The organism is Amycolatopsis sp. CA-161197, assembly GCF_050942255.1.
Classification (GTDB): Bacteria; Actinomycetota; Actinomycetes; order Mycobacteriales; family Pseudonocardiaceae; genus Amycolatopsis.
Genome location: NZ_CP192059.1, coordinates 5,555,744 through 5,572,675, shown reverse-complemented (window position 1 = coordinate 5,572,675; position 16,932 = coordinate 5,555,744). Strand labels below are relative to the sequence as shown.

Genomic DNA, 16,932 nt, shown 5'->3' with positions numbered 1-16,932 from the left:
GGGTCAGCTTTCGTAGCAGCGCTCGGCGAAGTCGGTGATCGCCGAGGTCAGGCGCTTCGGGTCGGAGCGCAGCTCGACCGGGCTGCGCGCCTGCACGAACTCGGCGCACGGCATGTCCGCGGCCAGGGTGTCAGCGTCGCCGAAGGGGTGGATCGGGTCGCCTTCGTGGCCGATCACCAGCGCGGGCGTGGTGATGGCCCGGCGAACCGACTTCGGCGGCGCGATCCGGCCGAACAGCACGCCGTGCAGGAGCGCGGCCATCGGCGCGGGCTGCTGGGTCAGGGTGTCGGTGACGACGTCGACCCACTGGCTCCCGTGGGGCACGAGGTTGGCCGCCAGGGCGACGCCGCGCACGGTCACGGGCAGGAAGCGCGCGGCGAACAGCAGCGGGGCGAACGTGAGCAGCCCGGCGACGATCGCGTTGTCCAGCACCGGCATTTCCACGACCAGCCCGCGGGCGCGGGCCGGCTGTGCCACCGCCACCTCGAGTGCGACATTCGCGCCGAGCGACGTCCCGCCCAGCACGGCGTCGTCCAGGCCGAGGTGGTCGAGCAGCGCCACGGCCTGCTCGCCGAACGCCGGCATCGAGTAGCGCCACGACTCGGTCGGCCGGTCGGATTCGCCGTGGCCCAGCAGGTCGAGGGTGATCACGCGGAAGCCCGAGCGCGCGAGCCGGCGGGCCAGGGGCGCGTGCATGCGGCGGGTGAACATGATGCCGTGCATCAGCACCACGACGCGCTCGCCCGAGCCGTACTCGGTGTAGGCGAGGCGCTGGCCGTCGCAGGTGAACGAGCCGGACAGCTCGATCGGGCGCGAGCGGCGCGCCGGCGGGGGATCCGCCGGCAGGTCGTCGACGGCAAGAACGGGGGCCGGGCTCATGCGCCACCTTCCTCTCGTGGTCGAGGGCCGCTTCGATCTCTCGTGTCCATCCCAGGAAAGCATCCCGCGACCGAATTGGCACAGCGTCAACCGGATGGTTCAAGATGACAGACATGACCGCACCCGCCGACTCCCTGCCCGATCTCGCCTCGCTGAAGGTCGACCTCGACGGCCCCGTCGCCGAAGTCACCCTGCTCGGCCCGGCGAAGGGCAACGCCATGGGCCCCGACTTCTGGCGTGAGCTGCCGCTGGTCTTCGCCGCCCTCGACGCCGACCCGCGCGTGCGCGCGATCGTGCTCACCGGCAGCGGCGCGCACTTCTCCTACGGCCTCGACCTGCCCGCGATGATGGGCGGCTGGGCCCCGATGCTCGCCGGCGACGCGCTGGCCGGCCCGCGCACCGACTTCCACCGCGAAGTCCGCCGCCTGCAGGAGTCCGTGAGCTCGATCGCCGAGTGCCGAAAGCCCGTAATCGCCGCCGTGTCCGGCTGGTGCATCGGCGGCGGCGTGGACGTGATCAGCGCGGCCGACGTGCGCCTCGCCAGCGCCGACGCGAAATTCAGCGTGCGCGAGGTGAAGGTCGCGATCGTCGCCGACCTCGGCAGCCTGCAGCGGCTCGCCACGATCGTCGGCGAGGGCCACGTGCGGGAGCTCGCCCTGACCGGCAGGGACGTCGACGCCGCCCGCGCCGAGAAGATCGGCCTGGTCAACGACGTCTACCCCGACCAGGAGACCCTGCTGGCCGAAGCGCGCAAGCTCGCCGCCGACATCGCCGCGAACCCGCCGCTGGTCGTGCAGGGGACCAAGCAGGTGCTCGCCGCCAACACCGAGCGCCAGGTCGCCGAGGGCCTGCGCTACGTCGCGGCCTGGAACTCCGCGTTCCTCCCGAGCAAGGACCTCGCCGAGGCCGTGCAGGCGTTCATGGAGCGCCGCGCGCCCGAGTTCAAGGGCGAGTAGAACAGGCACGTACGCGAGCACGAGGGAGCACGACGTGAGCAATGGCGCTTCGGGGAACCAGCGGGCCGGCGAGGCCCACCAGGTCTTTCGGGAGGCGCGGGACTACCTCCAGTCCCACCGCGAGGACTACGACACCGCCGTCCGGGAGTTCGCGTGGCCGCGGCCCGCGGAGTTCAACTGGGCGCTCGACTGGTTCGACGTGGTGGCCCGCGACCCGGCGAACGCGCAGCGGTACGCGCTGTGGATCGTCGAGGAGGACGGCACCGAGAACCGCTGGACCTACCCGGAGATGTCCGCCCGCTCCGACCAGGTCGCCACGTGGCTGCGCCGCCTCGGCGTCTCGCGCGGCGACCGGCTGATCCTCATGCTGGGCAACCAGGGCGAGCTGTGGGAGACGATCCTCGCCGCGATCAAGCTCGGCGCCGTGATCATCCCGGCCTCGACGCTGCTCGGGCCGGCCGACCTCGCCGACCGCGTCGAGCGCGGCAAGGCCAAGCACGTGGTCGTGCGCTCGGCCGACGCCCCGAAGTTCGCCGACGTGGCGGGCGGCTACACGCGCATCGCCGTCGGCGAGCCGGTGGAAGGCTGGCACGCCTACGCCACCGCATACGCCGAGCCGGCCGGTTTCACCCCGGACGGCGTGACGGCCGCGGCCGACCCGCTGCTGCTGTACTTCACCTCGGGCACCACGGCGAAGCCGAAGCTCGTGCAGCACACGCACGTGTCCTACCCGGTCGGGCATCTGTCCACAATGTACTGGATCGGCCTCGAGCCGGGCGACGTGCACCTGAACATCTCCTCGCCCGGCTGGGCGAAACACGCGTGGAGCAACGTGTTCGCGCCGTGGAACGCCGAGGCGACGGTGTTCCTGTACAACTACACGCGTTTCGACGCCACCGCGCTCATGGCGCAGATGGACCGCTGCGGGGTCACGAGCTTCTGCGCGCCGCCCACAGTGTGGCGCATGCTCATCCAGGCCGACCTGACAGCGTTGAAAACCCCGCCGCAGAAGGTGGTCGGCGCGGGCGAGCCGCTCAACCCCGAGGTGATCGAACAGGTCGAGAAGGCCTGGGGCGTCACCATCCGCGACGGGTTCGGCCAGACCGAGAGCAGCGTGCAGATCGCCAACACCCCCGGCCAGGCCGTGGTTCCCGGCTCGATGGGCCGGCCGCTGCCGGGCTTCGTGGTGGCGCTGGTCGACCCGGTCACGGGCGAGCGCGCCGGCGAGGGCGAGATCTGCCTCGACCTCGCGCACCGGCCCGTCGGCCTGATGGTCGGCTACGCGGACGACGACGAGCGCACGTCGGAAGCGTTCCGCGACGGCTACTACCACACGGGTGACGTCGGTTCGATCGACGAACGCGGCTACATCACCTACGTCGGGCGCACCGACGACGTGTTCAAGGCGTCGGACTACCGGATCTCACCGTTCGAGCTGGAGAGCGTGCTGCTGGAGCACGAAGCGGTGGCGGAGGCCGCCGTGGTGCCCGCCCCGGATCCGATCCGGCTCGCGGTGCCCAAGGCCTACGTCGTGCTGGCCGCGGGCCACGAGCCCACCGCGGACACCGCCCGCGCGATCCTGGCGTACGCGCGGGAGCACCTCGCGCCGTACAAGCGGATCCGGCGCCTGGAGTTCGCCGAGCTGCCGAAGACGATCTCCGGCAAGATCCGCCGCGTCGAGCTGCGCGGGCGCGAGCACGAGAACACCCGGCCCGAGGGCGAGTACCGCGAGGACGACTTCCCGGACCTCAAGGCCTGAGGTCGCGCGGCCGTCGTCCCGTCCGCCTCACTCCGACGGGACGACGGCCGCGAACACCGTCTGCTCGCCTTTGCTGCACGTGGTGCCGCCCTGCGCCGCCGGCGGGCCGGAGGTGCACAGCCAGCCGGACACGGTGTCGTTCACGGCGTCGTTGGACCCGGTGCCCTGCCGGCCGGCGATCTTCGCGTGGAAGTCGCGCACGAGCGCCATGGCCTCGGCGCACGGCACCCCGCCGGCCCGGCTGTCGAACACGTACAAGGTCAGCCCGCTCGCGGCCGTGACGGTGCCGCAGGACCCCGGAACGGCGGGCGTGCTGCTCGGGGCCTTCGCACGCGTGCTCGACGGCGCCCGCGTCGTTTCAGGCGGCGGGGGAGGGACCGAGTGCGCCGACGAGGTCGTCGGCGGCGCCGTGGTCGCGGACGGTGGTGGCGGTACCGCCGCCCGGGGCTCGGGTTCGCCCGAACAGGCGGCGAGCGCCGGCAGCACGAGCCAGGCCGCGAGCAGCGGCCGCCACGCGGGCTTCGACGGGGGCACCGGGGTCCTTTCGCCAGGGGTCCTTCCGGGCATTCTGGCCCGCCTCCGGCGCCGTGACCCGCACCGACACCCGGCGCGGCGGGCGGAGGTTACCGGAACCGGGGCTTCCGCCTCGGCGGGCTCCCCCGGCGGGGAGTCTATTGTGGACGGTTAAGCTGGTGTTAACGCACTGATACAGCGCGAATTCCTTCCTCACCGATCGGACGAATCTTCGCGGCGGTCGTTAACGTCCGCCGCCTTCGGACCGAAATACGTGAGGAGCGCCCAGGGCGTTCCCGTCCCCGATCACCCGCCGACCCCGAGAGACAAGAGCACCGCACAGCATGACCACCGAAACGGCCACCGAGCCCGGCACCCCGTCCGCGTCCGACCTCACCGACCCGACCGCGCGGCCCGCCACGCCGCCCACGGCGCCCTGCAGCGTCGTGTGGTGCTGCGGCCGCCCGTACGTCCTCGAAGGCCGAGCCGGCCGCGCCCGCTGGGTCGGCAACGACGACCGCGGCCGCCCCGAGCGCCTCAGCAACGCCGAGCTGCAGCGCCGCGGCTGGAGCCACCGCCGCGCCGGCTGAGCGCCGCCGCTTTTCCCCTCACGGCCCCGCGGTCGGGTCGCGCGCCACGAACCCGCGACCCGACCGCGTGACCACCGGCGTCGGTGCCGGTCCGCACCTCTAGGCTGAGCCGGTGACCACGGTCCCCGAGCCCAAGACGGAGCCTTCCCTGCTGCGGCAGGCGTTCAACGTCCCCAATCTCCTGTCGCTGCTGCGGCTCGCGGGCGTGCCCGTGTTCCTCTGGCTGCTGCTCGGCCCGAAGGAGGACGGCTGGGCGCTCGCGCTGCTCGTCTTCTCGGCGCTGACCGACTGGCTCGACGGCAAGCTCGCCCGCTGGCTCGACCAGATGTCGCGGCTGGGCCAGCTGCTCGACCCCGCGGCCGACCGGCTCTACATCCTCGCGACGCTGGTCGCGTTCCTCATCCGCGACATCATCCCGTGGTGGGTCGTCGTGCCGCTCGTGCTGCGCGAGGCCGTGCTGGCGATCTGCGTGCTCGTGTTGCGCCGCGGCGGGTTCGCGCCGCCCGAGGTGACCTACATCGGCAAGGGCGCGACGTTCGTGCTCATGTACGCCTTCCCGTTCCTGCTGCTCACGCAGGGCGGCTCGACCGTGGCCGTGGTGGCCCGGCCGATCGCCTACGCCTTCATGGTCTGGGGCGGGGTGCTCTACGTCTGGTCCGGCGCGCTCTACGTCGTGCAGGCGGTGCGCGCGCTTCGCAGCCGGTGATGGAAGACTGCCCGCGACGAAGTCGGTTCGAGGAAGGGGAGGGGCGTTGACCACTCCAGAAGAGCTGCGTTACACCGAGGAACACGAGTGGGTGGCCACGCGTGAGGGTGCGCTGGTCCGCGTGGGCATCACGGAGTACGCCCAGGACCAGCTCGGCGACGTGGTGTTCGTCGACCTGCCCGAGGTCGGCAAGCACGTCGACGCGGGCGACGTCTTCGGCGAGGTGGAGTCCACCAAGAGCGTCTCGGAGCTGTTCGCACCGGTCGACGGCGAGATCGTCTCGGTGAACGCCGCGGTCTCCGATTCGCCCGAGTTGATCAACTCCGACCCGTACGGCGAGGGCTGGCTCGTGGAGATCCGCCTCGACGACCCCGCGGGGCTCGACGCCCTGCTCGAAGCCGAGGCGTACCAGGCGCTCATCACCGGCTGAGGCGGGTTCGGCCTGGCCCGGGGGTTCCGCCCGCCGAAGGGGGAGCCCCGGGGTCCCGAACCGATCAGGCACGGTACGTTGGCAGCTACACGTTCTTGGTCATAGGCAACATTGTGTGTAGAGGAGAGCTCAGGTGAGCACGAACGACGGGCCCGGCGTTCCCCCGGAGCAGTCTCCGGAGCGGACCTCTGTCTTCCGGGCCGACTTCCTGGCCGATGTCGAAGGCCAGGAGTCCGCGCCGGCTGCCGAGGCACCGGTCCAGGGTGTCGACGCCCTGCCCCCGGGTTCCGCCCTCCTGGTCGTGAAGCGGGGCCCCAACGCGGGCTCGCGCTTCCTGCTGGACCGCGACACCACGAGCGCGGGCCGGCACCCCGACAGCGACATCTTCCTCGACGACGTCACCGTTTCCCGCCGGCACGCCGAGTTCCGGCGTGAGGGCGGGGAGTTCGTGGTGATCGACGTCGGCAGCCTGAACGGCACCTACGTCAACCGCGAGCCGGTCGACCAGGCCGTGCTGGCCGGCGGCGACGAGGTGCAGATCGGGAAGTTCCGCCTGGTCTTCCTGACGGGCCCGGGGCACGGGGGCCAGGGGGCACAGTGACGGCGGCCGGGCAGCCCGGTCGTTCGGAGGCCCGGCGCGACGGGTTGAGCATCGGGGCGGTCCTGGCGCAGCTGCGCGGCGACTTCCCCGATGTCACCATCTCCAAGATCCGGTTCCTCGAGGCGGAAGGCCTGGTCCGGCCGGGCCGCACGCCCTCGGGGTACCGGCAGTTCGCCCCGGCGGACGTGGAGCGGCTTCGCTTCGTGCTGTCCGCGCAGCGGGACCACTACCTCCCGCTCAAGGTCATCAAGGAACAGCTGGACGCGGCGGACTCCGGAGCGGAGCCCGCCGCGCCCGCGCCGCGGCTGCCGCGGAAGCTGGTGTCGCTCGACCCGGCCGACACCGGCGGGCTGCCCGACGCCGACGACTTCGAGACCGGTCCCGAGATCCGGCTGACGCAGGAGGAGCTGCTGGCGCGAGCCGGCATCACCGCCGCGACGCTCACCGAGCTGCAGCAGTACGGGCTCGTGCGGCCGGGTGCGGCGGGGTTCTTCGGTCCCGACGCGGTGCTGATCGCGCGCACGGTGAAGGCGATGACCGAATTCGGTATCGAGCCGAGACATCTGCGTGCCTTCCGCGCAGCGGCCGACCGCGAAGTCGGCTTGCTGGAGCAGATCGTGACCCCCGTGTATCGCCACCGTGACGCGGATGCGAAAGCGAGGGCCGACGAGGTGGTCCGGGAGCTGGCCGCGCTGTCCGTCACGCTCCACACGCTCCTCGTGAAAGCGGGGATCCGGGGAGTCACCGGTGGTTGAACCGGACGTAACGGGCCGAACACCGGTGTGCGTCACATGTCAATGACTGAATGTTCGGCACCGTATGCCGTACCGTGAGAGTCGGTTTGCGGTGCAGCGAACCGAGAATGTCCGCCACTAGCGAGCACAGCGCCCGGATGACGGGTAGCGTCGAACCCAACGGCGCGAGTACGTCGCAAGCGCTGCAGCCCGTGTGCACGAGAGGGAGGCGAAACCCGATGAGCGAGATGCGCGTCGTCGGTGTGCGGGTGGAGCTGCCCGCCAATCAGCCGATCTTGTTGCTGCGGGAAACCGAGGGCGAGCGCTACCTGCCGATCTGGATCGGCTCGGTCGAGGCCACCGCCATCGCCTTGGAGCAGCAGGGAGTACGACCCGCCCGGCCCCTGACCCACGACCTCCTCAAAGAGGTCATCGGGGCGCTCGGCCGCGAGCTGGAGCAGGTCGTGATCACGGACCTGAAGGAAGGCACCTTCTTCGCCGAGCTCGTCTTCGACGGCGACATCCGGGTGTCCGCGCGCCCCAGCGACTCGGTCGCCCTGGCGCTGCGGATCGGGGTCCCCATCCACGCCGTGGACGCGGTGCTGGAGGAGGCGGGCCTGATCATCCCGGACGAGCAGGAGGACGAGGTCGAGAAGTTCCGCGAGTTCCTCGACTCCGTGTCCCCCGAAGACTTCCGCGGCGCCGACACCTGAGCCGCCGGCGGCGGGAACGCGGCCGCACACCACGTTCCCGCCTTGTTTCCGGATTTCACTGCTTCGCAGCGGTCGCCCTCTCGAAGAGGTCGGCGATTTCCCGCCCGTAGCGGTCGAGGTCGGTCGACGGGTCGGCGGCGTAGGCCGCTGCCACCCCGTCGATGGCCTGCGCGATCGACATCGCCATCACCTCCGGCGCGAACGCGCCGAACACCCCCTCGTCCTGACCCTGCTTGAGCTGGCGCTGCACACCGCCCACCCGCAGCTGGTCCACGAGCACCGAGGTCATCGACCAACCGTCCGCGTCGTCGGCGTTCGCCGAGAGCTCCGCGAGCACCCGGACGCACTCCGGGTAGTCGCGCAGGAACGCCACCGACGTCTCGATGTGGGCCCGCAGGTTGCCCGGCCGGTCGCCGGGGTCGAGGGCCTTGCTGCGGTCCTGCAGGAACATCGCCTTCGTCTCCGACACCGTGCTCAGCACGGCCTGCATGAGCCCGGCCTTGTTCGTGAAGTGGTAGGAGATCATGCGGGTGCTGCTCAGCCCCGCGCGTTCCTTGATCTTGGCGAACGTGGTGCGCGCGTACCCGTGCTCGGCGATCGTCGCGATGGTCGCCGCGATGATCTGCGCCCGGGCCGTCGCCTCCGTGACGCTCAGCCCGAGCTCTGCTTGCGTGTCGAAGTTTACTCGCATGAGTAATAAGTTACTCAGCCGAGTAAAACGTGTCAAACCCGTACGGCGAACGGACCAAAGGCTCAAGACGAGCTTGAGGTGCGCCGCGCGTCGCGTTGACCGGCCCGCGACGCGGCCTTACCGTCGAAGGCGGTAAATCGCCACGATGTGATTCTCCGACCGGAGCACGATCGTGGCGGTTCTCCCCGGCCGGTCCCGCTCCTGGGCTCGACCGGTGTCGTTCGCCGGCCGCCAGGTCGGGCGAAGGGAGGCTTGCGTGGTCGAGGCTGGTAGTCCGGAGAGGCCGCCCGTTCGTGCCGCCGATGGCGAGCAGGGTGAGCTGTTCCCCGACGCCTCCCTTCCGGACGAGCTCGTCGGCTACCGCGGCCCCGCCGCGTGCCAGATCGCGGGGATCACGTACCGCCAGCTCGACTACTGGGCCCGGACGAAGCTGGTCGCGCCGAGTATCCGCACCGCGCACGGTTCGGGCTCGCAGCGGCTGTACTCGTTCAAGGACATCCTCGTCCTGAAGGTCGTGAAGCGGCTGCTGGACACCGGGGTCTCGCTGCAGAACATCCGGGTCGCGGTGGAGCACCTGCGCGTGCGCGGCGTGCGCGACCTCGCGAAGGTCACCCTGTTCTCCGACGGCACCACGGTGTACGAGTGCACCTCGCCGGAGGAGATCGTGGATCTGCTCCAGGGCGGACAGGGTGTGTTCGGCATCGCCGTCAGTGGCGCGATGCAGGAGATCAGCGGCACGATCCACGAATTCCCCGCCGAACGTGCCGACGGCGGCGTGATCGAATCGGTCGTCCCGGACGAACTCACCCAGCGCCGCAACTCCCGCCGCACCGGGTGATCACCACCCGCGAGGGCGAGGTATCCTGACTGCGCGGTCGACGAACCCGCGCGGGAGAGACCGAGCCGGCATCCACGAGCTCGGCGCCGAAGGAGCAAGTCCTCCCCGGAACCTCTCAGGCACCCTGGACCGCGCGGACGAGACGCCTCTGGAAAGTGGGCCCGCTGGACACCACCAGCCGGTTCCGCCGACGGTGCAAACCCGCGTATCCACGCGGGTGAAACTCTCAGGCGCCCCACGGGGTACGGACAGAGTGGGGAGGACCTCGGACCCGGTGCTCACCGGGCCGGGGCCGGGTGGTTCAGACCTCCGGATCACGATCTTTTCCGGCGGGCCGCGCAGCGGTCCCGGTCTCGTGCGGCCGCCGGTTTTCCCGCCGTGGATGCGCCTTTCCGGTGATCCGCGCCGACTCGGCCGTCCACTGTGGAGCCACGGCAGACCCGTCCGCTCACGGGTCCGCCGCACTCCGGCCCCACGACCTCAGCCCGGGATCTTGTCCAGGAACCCGTGCACCTTGGCGATCCGGCCGTCGGCCAGCTCGACGACGTCGAACCCGATGGCGAGCGGCTCGTCGGCGCCCTGCGCGGTGAGGTACCACTGGAACCGCGCCAGGTCGTGGTGGGCGTCGGGTGCCTTGGGCAGGCTGAACGTCAGCCCGGCGAACTGCGCCTGTGCGCCGCCGATGAACCCGTCGATGCCGTCGTGGCCGGTCACCGAGCCCAGGGGATCGGTCATGGACGCGTCGGGGGTGAAAACCTCGGTGACGAGGGCGCGGCGGCGCTCGGCGTCGGTCTCGTTCCAGATCGCGATGTACTGCTCGACAGTGCTCGTCACGTCGGACACGGGAAAGCTCCCTTTGCTTGGCGGACAACGGGTTCGCTGTCCTGGTGCCGCCAAGACTGCTGCGCCGGGCGCGGTTCGTCGATTACGCCGGAGGTAATCACCGCACCCGGCGCACATCGCCTCCGGCGATTACCCGCGAGGTAATGGCCTGAGCGCGAGCGGACCCGTAGCGTCGGGGGCGTGACGACTTCGGTGAAGGCCCCCGCACGGCGCGCGGTCGGCGAGCTCCTGCGGGAGTGGCGCGACCGGCGCCGCATCAGCCAGCTCGATCTGGCGATCGCCGCGGACATCTCCACGCGGCACCTGAGCTTCGTCGAGACCGGCCGCTCCAAGCCGAGCCGCGAGATGGTGCTGCGCCTCGGCGAGCACCTCGAAGTGCCGCTGCGCGAACGCAACCGGCTGCTGCTGGCCGCCGGCTATGCGCCCGCGTACGGCGAGACCGAGCTGGGCGCGCCGGAGCTGACGGCCGTGCGCGACGCGGTCCGCCAGTTGCTCACCGGCCACGAGCCGTACCCCGCGGCTGTGGTCGACCGCGGCTGGAGCCTCGTCGACGCCAACACGAGCCTCGGTGTGCTCGTCGAGGGTGTGGCACCGGAGCTGCTGACACCGCCCGTGAACGTCCTGCGCGCGACCCTGCACCCCGACGGCATGGCCCCGAACGTGCTGAACCTGGGGGAGTGGCGGGCCCACCTGCTGGGCCGCCTGCGCCGCCAGGTCGAGCAGACGGCCGACGCCGGGCTCGCCGAGCTGCTGGCCGAGCTGCGGGAGTACCCGTGCGACCAACCGGTGCCCGAGGTCGAGGTGCCCGGACCGGGCGACATCTTCGTCCCGCTGCGCTACCTCCACCGGGGCACGGAGCTCACGTTCTTCAGCACGGTCGCGACGTTCGGCACGCCGCTCGACGTCACGCTCGCCGAGCTGGTCATCGAGTCCTTCTACCCGGCGAACCCGGAGACGGCCGCGTACCTGCGGGCCCGGGCGAGCACCTGAGCAGGACCGCTCGATCGTGCGGCGGGGTGCCGAGCCCGCGGGCCGGGGGAGTGGAAGGATCGGAGCGGTCACCCCAGGACACCGCAGTGAGGATCCGCCTTCATGGCCAACCCGCCCCTGCTCACCCTGAACAACTCCGTCACCATCCCGCAGCTCGGCTTCGGCGTGTACCAGGTCCGCGCCGCGCAGGCCGGGAAGGTGATCGGCGCCGCGATCGAAGCCGGCTACCGCAGCATCGACACCGCCGCGATGTACGGCAACGAGGCCGAGGTCGGTGAAGCCATCCGCGCTTCGGGCGTGCCGCGGGACGAGTTCTTCGTGACCACGAAGCTGTGGAACGACCAGCACGGGTACGACAACGCGTTGCGCGCCTTCGACCACAGCGCCGCCGCTCTCGGCCTGGAGCGGATCGACCTGTTCCTCATCCACTGGCCGCAGCCGCGCCGCGACCGGTACGTGGAGACCTGGCGGGCGCTGGAGCAGCTCTACCGCGACGGGCGGGTGCGCGCGATCGGCGTGTCGAACTTCGGCATCACCCACCTGAGCCGGCTGCTCGACGAGACCGACGTGGTCCCGGCCGTGAACCAGGTCGAGCTGCACCCCTGGCTGCAGCAGCTGCCGCTGCGTACGTTCCACGCCGAGCACGGCATCGCCACGGAGGCCTGGAGTCCGCTCGCGCGCGGCCGGCTGCTGGGCGAGCGCGTGATCACGGCGCTCGCGGCCAAGTACGGGAAGACGCCCGCCCAGCTCGTGCTGCGCTGGCACCTGCAGATGGGCACGATCGCCATCCCGAAGTCGGCGACGCCGGCGCGGATCCGGGAGAACTTCGCCGTGTTCGACTTCGAGCTCGCCGACGACGACCTCGCGGCGCTGGCGGAGCTCGACAACGGCACCCGCACGGGCGCCGACCCCGACACCTTCGGCTGAGCCGCGCCGCCCGGCGCGCGAAAACGGCCGGCCCCGGAAGTTCCCGGGACCGGCCGTTCCGGCGTTACGCCAAGCCGCGGGTCAGGACGCCCGGATGCCGGCGGCCGCGAAGTCGGCCAGCTGGGCGGGCTCCTTGAGGAACGCGCGGAAGCTCTGCGTGGCGCGCTGCTGGTTCTCGTCGGTGGCCGTGCCGCCGACGGACGCCGCCGCGAGGCCCACGAACGGGTAGTCGGCGGGCGGGCCCGAGCCGATCGGCATTGCCGGCGAGCCGATGAGCTCGGGCTTGGCGTTCGTCAGCTGCGTGACCCAGTACGACGACTCGGGGATCCAACCGTCGGGCAGGCCGCCGATGGTCGAGAGGTCGGTCTTGCCGGTCAGCGCGTCGAGCACCACCGAGGACGGCTTGGTCGTGACGTTGACCTGGAAGCAGGCGCCGTGCACCGGGGTCAGATCGGCGTCCCAGCGGCTCGCGGCGGCCTCGACCGGCTTCGCGACCTGCGGGGTCACGACGAGCCTGACGGTGGTCCGGTTCCCGCCGCAGCTGGCAGCCTGGGCTTCGGCGCGGTTGTTGAGCACGCTGTCGGCCCAATTCCAGCCGAAGACGCCGAGCGCGACCAGGACGACGAGCCCGGCACAGGCGATGGGCCACTTGGCGATCCGGCGGCGCGGCGCCTTCGCGGCGACGATGCGGTGTGAGCCCGTCGTCTCGCTGCGGCCCTGCTGGCGCTTCGGCGGATCGAGAGGGTGCGGCACCGGCTCTTCGGCCAGTGTGTGTCGCCCCATCGTTGTCCTTTCGAGATGTGCGCACACGCGCTGCTATGCAATCAAACCGTTATCACTCTAACAGGTTAGCGACCCTGGGTGAATATTATGACTCAGAGTTGCACGGTCTGTACACAATTCACCGGATGCCGCCGAGCAGGTGACGGCAGCGCGCGAATCGGCAGAGCGCGAGCCGGCCGAGCCCGTGGCGGGAACGGGTCCGGCCCGCGACGAGGTGTAGAAAATACCCCGCCGCGGGCCGGACTTGATCAGCGGCTCACCGAACGCGCCTCACAGGAGGCACAACAGGGAACACGCCTTGGCCGAAGACCACGCCGAGTGCGACGGCGGGGTCCCGGCCGGGGCGTTGGCCGGGGTGTAGCTCACCTTGGCCTGGTTGGTGATCGGGAACAGGTTGAGCAGGGCGTGGGTGGCGCAGTACACCTGCTTCGACTGGCCGGGTTCCAGCGAGAACGCGTCCGCCGCCTGGCACGACGGCTCGACGCTGTCCACCACGTGCGTGCCGCTGATCCCCACCGGGCCGTGGTCGGTCACCGTGATCCGCCAGTACGCCGTGGCGTCGAGCAGGCCGAGGACGCCGACCGGCGCCTGTTTCGCCCAGGGTCCCGAGCCGCCCGGCCCGCACTTCGCCGCGCTCGCCGAGGTGCAGATCTCCTTCTCTACGCTCACCACGGGGGTGCAGGCCGCACCCGGTGCGACCGGGAGCGCCACCGTGTTGGAGGTGAACGTCCCGGCCGGGTCGGTGCCGGTCGCGGTGTCGGACACGCCGCTCACGCTGCAGTCGGTCGAGATCGCCGCGCGGAAGCACACCTGTGGCGCGTCACCGGTGAAGTCGACGACGAGCTGCGGCTGGTTGCCGCCGGTGAAGTCGGCGGAGCTCTTCAGCACGAGCGTGGTGGTCACCGTGAGCGAGGTGTGGGCGGTGGCCGACACCCCGCTCAGGTCGACCGAGCCGTCGGGGGCGAAGCCCGGGTTGGCCACGACCGCGCCGTCCTGGTCCAGGACGGTGACCCGCGAGGCGGTGAGGTCGACGTTCGCCGGCGTGATGCCGGTCAGCCGCGCCACGCCGTAGCCCTGCACGTGGCCGCTGCCGCCGTCGCAGTAGAACTCGCCCGGCTCGAGCGTCACCTGGGCACCGGAGCGCAGGCACGGAGACGCGCCGGTGGCCGGGTCCATCGAGAACAGCACGCCGGCGTCGCCGAGGCCGATCAGGCAGCCGGTGGGGGCGTCGAAGCTGTAGCCGTAGTCCCGGGTCGCGCCCACCGTCGGGTGCGTGACGGGCACGGGCAGCCCGGCACACGCCGTCGCGGTGGTCCAGTCGTGGCAGAACGTCGCGCCCGCGTACGGGCCGCCCCACACCGGGAGGTAGCTGCGCTGGTGACCGGCAGGATCGGTGACCACCTCGGGGTTGAACGCCAGCACGTTGGCCGGCAGGTTCGCCATCGTGGCCGGGGTGGCCAGTGGTGCGCCGGCGACGGTGAAGCACGTGGTGACGTCGGTGGTCCCGTTCGTCGTCGAGCAGACACCGGCCGTGGTGCCGTCGGTGCCGAACGCGGTGTAGGCGTTGTAGGTGTAGTTCCCGGCGGGTCCGGTCGGGCGGGGGCTCGCCCAGCCCGCGCAGGCCGCATTGGTGGCCGGGTCGAAGCAGCCCAGTTCCGGCTGCCCGAGGCCCGGGTAGGACGAGGACGCGAAGACCTTGCCGGCCACGACGTCCAAGGCTCCGTACATGAGATCCCCGGAGCCGGGGCGATCACCGCTCGGGCGCACGATCGGCGCGTACGGCTGGCCGGCGCACGCGGCGTGCGCGGAGAGCGACCAGCAGACGACGGCGCCGGTGGTGGCCACGCCGTAGAGGTTGCCGCCGGTTTCGACCAGCCCGGCGAGGCTGTTCACGGCCGACGGCGCCCCGCCGGTGGCCAGGAGCGGCCAGTACCCGCAGTTCGCCGCCGCGGCAAGGTCGAGGCAGCCCACGCCGATCGACGCGGCGGTCACGGCGGGGTAGTAGACCGTGGAGCTCTTGGCGGGGTCGCGCACGTACTGCGGGGTGAGCGTGGAGGCGATGTCCCCGGTGGCTCCGGTGCCGAGCGGTCCCGGTGTGGTGTTCAGCGGCTTGGGCCAGGTCCCGCCCGGGCAGCGCCCGCCGGTGCCGAGGTCGCTGCACACCAGCTTCGGCACGGTCGCGCCGAGGTGGTGGAAGACGTTCCAGGCCTGCAGGACGCCGCTCGGGGTGCGCTGCAGGATCGGGGTGAACCCGTCGCCTCCGGTCGCGGTGGCGACCGCCTGCACGGGTGGGGTGAGTACCCCGGACATCGAGGTGGCGTCGGGGCCCGAGCGCGGGTCGACCGCCCGCACCGCGACGGTGCCCGAGGCGGGTTCGGTGGTGGTGAAGGTGCTGCCGTCGGTCGACCACGACGGGGTCCAGCCGGGTGGCACGTGCAGCGATCCGGCTTGGTAAGTCTGTCCGGCGCCGACGGGGTCGGTGATGGTGGCGGGCCCGGTGGTGGTGGCGCGGTCGTCGTAGGCGACGACCCAGGTCGGGGTGTCGCCGTGGCCGGCCGGGGACGACACCCCGTGGACGGATTTCGTCAAGGTCGACCCGGTGGTCGCCGGCGCCGGATCGGCCGACGCCGAGGAGGGGAACGCGGCGGCCACCAGGAACAGCGGCAGCACGGACAGCCCGAGGCGGCGCACGCGCGCGCGTCTTCGCATGAATGGTCCTCGATCCGTTCGGGAAGGATTTCCAGGAAAGGTTTTCCTGGCCGAAGAAAAATCGTAGATCGTCGGGGTGTGCCGATGAACCGGCCTCACCCGTGCGCCCGGAAAAGCGACGCGAACAGCTCAGCCGGCGCCGGAAGCTCTTCTCTGACCAGCATTTCCGGGTGTCCGGTTCACCTGAACGTGGGGCCGACGCCGCCTTTCGGTGCCGTGGTGGCGTATTTATCCGATGGCCAAAAAGGCGATTGCTCCACGCCGGACCAAGCCTTTCCGCCGAATGCGAAAGCGGGGTGCGCAGGTTTCGAATTCGGCGGATCGGCGATTCGGGGTGTTCCGCTTCCGCGGTACGGCATTTCTGCCGTTCGCCCACCGGCGGCACCGCCGAATGCGCGCCGTATCCTGACCGGGTGCCGCCCGCTCAATCGCCGACCGGCCTCGTCGCGCTCGACGAGGCGGTGTGGCGTGCCCGGGCCGCGGCGCACGAGGCGCGCGTCGACGAGCTCGTGGGCGAGCACCTGGCCCGCCGCCGAGACGGCGTGAAGCACCCGGTGCACGACTTCCTGTTCACGTACTACTCGTTCCGCCCGACCCAGCTGCGCCGGTGGTCGCCGGGCTACGGCGTCGTACTGGCCGGCGGGCCGGAGCCCGTCGCGGCCGCGGACGTGGTGGCCCGCCGCGAGCGCATCGACGGCATCCACGCGCTGCTGGCGGCCACCGCGGCCCGGCCGGCGAACTTCGGCTGTTTCGGCCTGCACGAGTGGGCGATGGTCTACGGGCTCACCGAGGACCGGGTCCGGCACGCGACGTACCCGCTGCGCCTCGGGGCCACCGGGACCGACCGGGTGGTGCGGGCGCACCGGATCGCGTGCTCGCACTTCGACGCGTTCCGCTTCTTCACCGCCGCGGCCCGCCCGCTCAACACGCTGGGCCCGGCCGCGCACGACCGGCCCGCCTTCGAGCAGCCGGCGTGTCTGCACGCCGGCATGGACCTCTACAAGCACGCGTTCCGGCTCGCGCCGCTCATCCCGTCCGAGCTGGTGGCCGACTGCTTCGAGCTGGCCCGCGACATCCGGGTGCTCGACATGCGGGCCTCGCCCTACGACCTCGCCGACCTGGGCTACGAGCCCGTGCCGATCGAGACGGCCGAGGGCAAGCAGGAGTACGCCGCCGCCCAGCGCGCGTTCGCCGAGCGCGGCGCCCCGCTGCGGCGCCGGTTGATCGAGCAGTGCGAGCGGCTGCTCGCTGTCACGGCCTGACCCGGCCC

The 16,932-nt window shown here is 71.5% G+C and carries 18 protein-coding genes and 1 riboswitch; of the genes, 12 read left to right on the top strand and 6 right to left on the bottom strand.

Annotated elements, in window-relative coordinates; translation table 11 throughout:
• Positions 1-3 precede the first annotated feature (3 nt).
• The gene (locus tag ACQPXB_RS25950; RefSeq protein ID WP_432844736.1) at positions 4-879 is read right to left on the bottom strand and encodes an alpha/beta fold hydrolase; all 876 of its coding nucleotides are present in this window, start codon (positions 877-879) and stop codon (positions 4-6) included.
• 113 nt (positions 880-992) lie between these two features.
• Between ACQPXB_RS25950 and ACQPXB_RS25945 the strand changes: the two genes are divergently transcribed.
• Together ACQPXB_RS25945 and ACQPXB_RS25940 are read left to right on the top strand one after the other, a co-directional pair.
• Positions 993-1,835: a crotonase/enoyl-CoA hydratase family protein gene (locus ACQPXB_RS25945; protein WP_366576297.1), complete on the top strand. Its 843-nt coding sequence runs from the start codon at positions 993-995 to the stop codon at positions 1,833-1,835.
• Between the two features lie 34 nt (positions 1,836-1,869).
• Positions 1,870-3,594: an AMP-binding protein gene (locus tag ACQPXB_RS25940; protein WP_366576295.1), complete on the top strand. Its 1,725-nt coding sequence runs from the start codon at positions 1,870-1,872 to the stop codon at positions 3,592-3,594.
• A gap of 27 nt (positions 3,595-3,621) precedes the next feature.
• Here the strand turns inward: ACQPXB_RS25940 and ACQPXB_RS25935 are convergent, their stop codons facing one another.
• Positions 3,622-4,128 (bottom strand): hypothetical protein, encoded by a 507-nt coding sequence (locus tag ACQPXB_RS25935; protein WP_432844735.1) that lies wholly within the window; start codon positions 4,126-4,128, stop codon positions 3,622-3,624.
• A 323-nt stretch (positions 4,129-4,451) separates the two neighbouring features.
• On the opposite strand from ACQPXB_RS25935, the gene ACQPXB_RS25930 reads away from it, so the two are divergent.
• From ACQPXB_RS25930 to ACQPXB_RS25905, 6 genes are all read left to right on the top strand, one after another.
• The gene (locus tag ACQPXB_RS25930) at positions 4,452-4,697 is read left to right on the top strand and encodes a hypothetical protein (RefSeq protein ID WP_366576291.1); all 246 of its coding nucleotides are present in this window, start codon (positions 4,452-4,454) and stop codon (positions 4,695-4,697) included.
• A gap of 112 nt (positions 4,698-4,809) precedes the next feature.
• The gene (locus tag ACQPXB_RS25925) at positions 4,810-5,403 is read left to right on the top strand and encodes a CDP-alcohol phosphatidyltransferase family protein (RefSeq protein ID WP_220240885.1); all 594 of its coding nucleotides are present in this window, start codon (positions 4,810-4,812) and stop codon (positions 5,401-5,403) included.
• Positions 5,404-5,449: 46 nt separating this feature from the next.
• Entirely contained in the window at positions 5,450-5,833 is a 384-nt protein-coding gene (gene gcvH, locus ACQPXB_RS25920) for a glycine cleavage system protein GcvH (RefSeq protein ID WP_366576289.1), read from the top strand.
• Between the two features lie 133 nt (positions 5,834-5,966).
• Positions 5,967-6,434: a glycogen accumulation regulator GarA gene (garA, locus tag ACQPXB_RS25915; RefSeq protein ID WP_033287853.1), complete on the top strand. Its 468-nt coding sequence runs from the start codon at positions 5,967-5,969 to the stop codon at positions 6,432-6,434.
• Complete coding sequence (gene ftsR / locus ACQPXB_RS25910; protein WP_366576287.1) at positions 6,431-7,189, top strand: transcriptional regulator FtsR; 759 nt, start codon at positions 6,431-6,433, stop codon at positions 7,187-7,189. Before garA ends, ftsR begins: the two co-directional genes overlap by 4 nt.
• Positions 7,190-7,407: 218 nt before the next feature.
• Positions 7,408-7,881, top strand: a complete 474-nt coding sequence (locus ACQPXB_RS25905; RefSeq protein WP_009078856.1) for a bifunctional nuclease family protein — start codon at positions 7,408-7,410, stop codon at positions 7,879-7,881.
• Positions 7,882-7,936: 55 nt separating this feature from the next.
• Here the strand turns inward: ACQPXB_RS25905 and ACQPXB_RS25900 are convergent, their stop codons facing one another.
• Positions 7,937-8,572, bottom strand: a complete 636-nt coding sequence (locus tag ACQPXB_RS25900) for a TetR/AcrR family transcriptional regulator (protein ID WP_432844734.1) — start codon at positions 8,570-8,572, stop codon at positions 7,937-7,939.
• 256 nt (positions 8,573-8,828) lie between these two features.
• Between ACQPXB_RS25900 and ACQPXB_RS25895 the strand changes: the two genes are divergently transcribed.
• Positions 8,829-9,410 carry a MerR family transcriptional regulator gene (locus tag ACQPXB_RS25895; protein WP_220240879.1) on the top strand — a complete coding sequence of 194 codons (582 nt, stop codon included), beginning with the start codon at positions 8,829-8,831 and terminating at the stop codon, positions 9,408-9,410.
• Between the two features lie 41 nt (positions 9,411-9,451).
• Positions 9,452-9,552: riboswitch (glycine riboswitch) on the top strand.
• Between the two features lie 338 nt (positions 9,553-9,890).
• Here the strand turns inward: ACQPXB_RS25895 and ACQPXB_RS25890 are convergent.
• Positions 9,891-10,253 (bottom strand): nuclear transport factor 2 family protein, encoded by a 363-nt coding sequence (locus tag ACQPXB_RS25890; RefSeq protein ID WP_432844733.1) that lies wholly within the window; start codon positions 10,251-10,253, stop codon positions 9,891-9,893.
• Between the two features lie 180 nt (positions 10,254-10,433).
• Between ACQPXB_RS25890 and ACQPXB_RS25885 the strand changes: the two genes are divergently transcribed.
• Together ACQPXB_RS25885 and ACQPXB_RS25880 are read left to right on the top strand one after the other, a co-directional pair.
• Complete coding sequence (locus ACQPXB_RS25885; protein WP_432844732.1) at positions 10,434-11,243, top strand: helix-turn-helix domain-containing protein; 810 nt, start codon at positions 10,434-10,436, stop codon at positions 11,241-11,243.
• Between the two features lie 102 nt (positions 11,244-11,345).
• Positions 11,346-12,170: an aldo/keto reductase gene (locus ACQPXB_RS25880; RefSeq protein ID WP_386945401.1), complete on the top strand. Its 825-nt coding sequence runs from the start codon at positions 11,346-11,348 to the stop codon at positions 12,168-12,170.
• Positions 12,171-12,251: 81 nt separating this feature from the next.
• Here ACQPXB_RS25880 and ACQPXB_RS25875 read toward each other — a convergent pair whose 3' ends face one another.
• Together ACQPXB_RS25875 and ACQPXB_RS25870 are read right to left on the bottom strand one after the other, a co-directional pair.
• Positions 12,252-12,953 (bottom strand): hypothetical protein, encoded by a 702-nt coding sequence (locus ACQPXB_RS25875; protein ID WP_366576276.1) that lies wholly within the window; start codon positions 12,951-12,953, stop codon positions 12,252-12,254.
• 270 nt (positions 12,954-13,223) lie between these two features.
• The gene (locus tag ACQPXB_RS25870; protein WP_432844731.1) at positions 13,224-15,662 is read right to left on the bottom strand and encodes a DUF7617 domain-containing protein; all 2,439 of its coding nucleotides are present in this window, start codon (positions 15,660-15,662) and stop codon (positions 13,224-13,226) included.
• Between the two features lie 413 nt (positions 15,663-16,075).
• Between ACQPXB_RS25870 and ACQPXB_RS25865 the strand changes: the two genes are divergently transcribed.
• Positions 16,076-16,924 (top strand): 3-methyladenine DNA glycosylase, encoded by an 849-nt coding sequence (locus ACQPXB_RS25865; protein WP_432844730.1) that lies wholly within the window; start codon positions 16,076-16,078, stop codon positions 16,922-16,924.
• Positions 16,925-16,932: the final 8 nt, after the last annotated feature.

Coding starts and splice junctions, on each gene's coding strand:
- ACQPXB_RS25950 (WP_432844736.1), bottom strand. CDS start 879: ATGAGCCCGGCCCCCGTTCTTGCCGTCGACGACCTGCCGGCGGATCCC.
- ACQPXB_RS25945 (WP_366576297.1), top strand. CDS start 993: ATGACCGCACCCGCCGACTCCCTGCCCGATCTCGCCTCGCTGAAGGTC.
- ACQPXB_RS25930 (WP_366576291.1), top strand. CDS start 4,452: ATGACCACCGAAACGGCCACCGAGCCCGGCACCCCGTCCGCGTCCGAC.
- ACQPXB_RS25905 (WP_009078856.1), top strand. CDS start 7,408: ATGAGCGAGATGCGCGTCGTCGGTGTGCGGGTGGAGCTGCCCGCCAAT.
- ACQPXB_RS25900 (WP_432844734.1), bottom strand. CDS start 8,572: ATGCGAGTAAACTTCGACACGCAAGCAGAGCTCGGGCTGAGCGTCACG.
- ACQPXB_RS25880 (WP_386945401.1), top strand. CDS start 11,346: ATGGCCAACCCGCCCCTGCTCACCCTGAACAACTCCGTCACCATCCCG.
- ACQPXB_RS25875 (WP_366576276.1), bottom strand. CDS start 12,953: ATGGGGCGACACACACTGGCCGAAGAGCCGGTGCCGCACCCTCTCGAT.
- ACQPXB_RS25870 (WP_432844731.1), bottom strand. CDS start 15,662: ATGCGAAGACGCGCGCGCGTGCGCCGCCTCGGGCTGTCCGTGCTGCCG.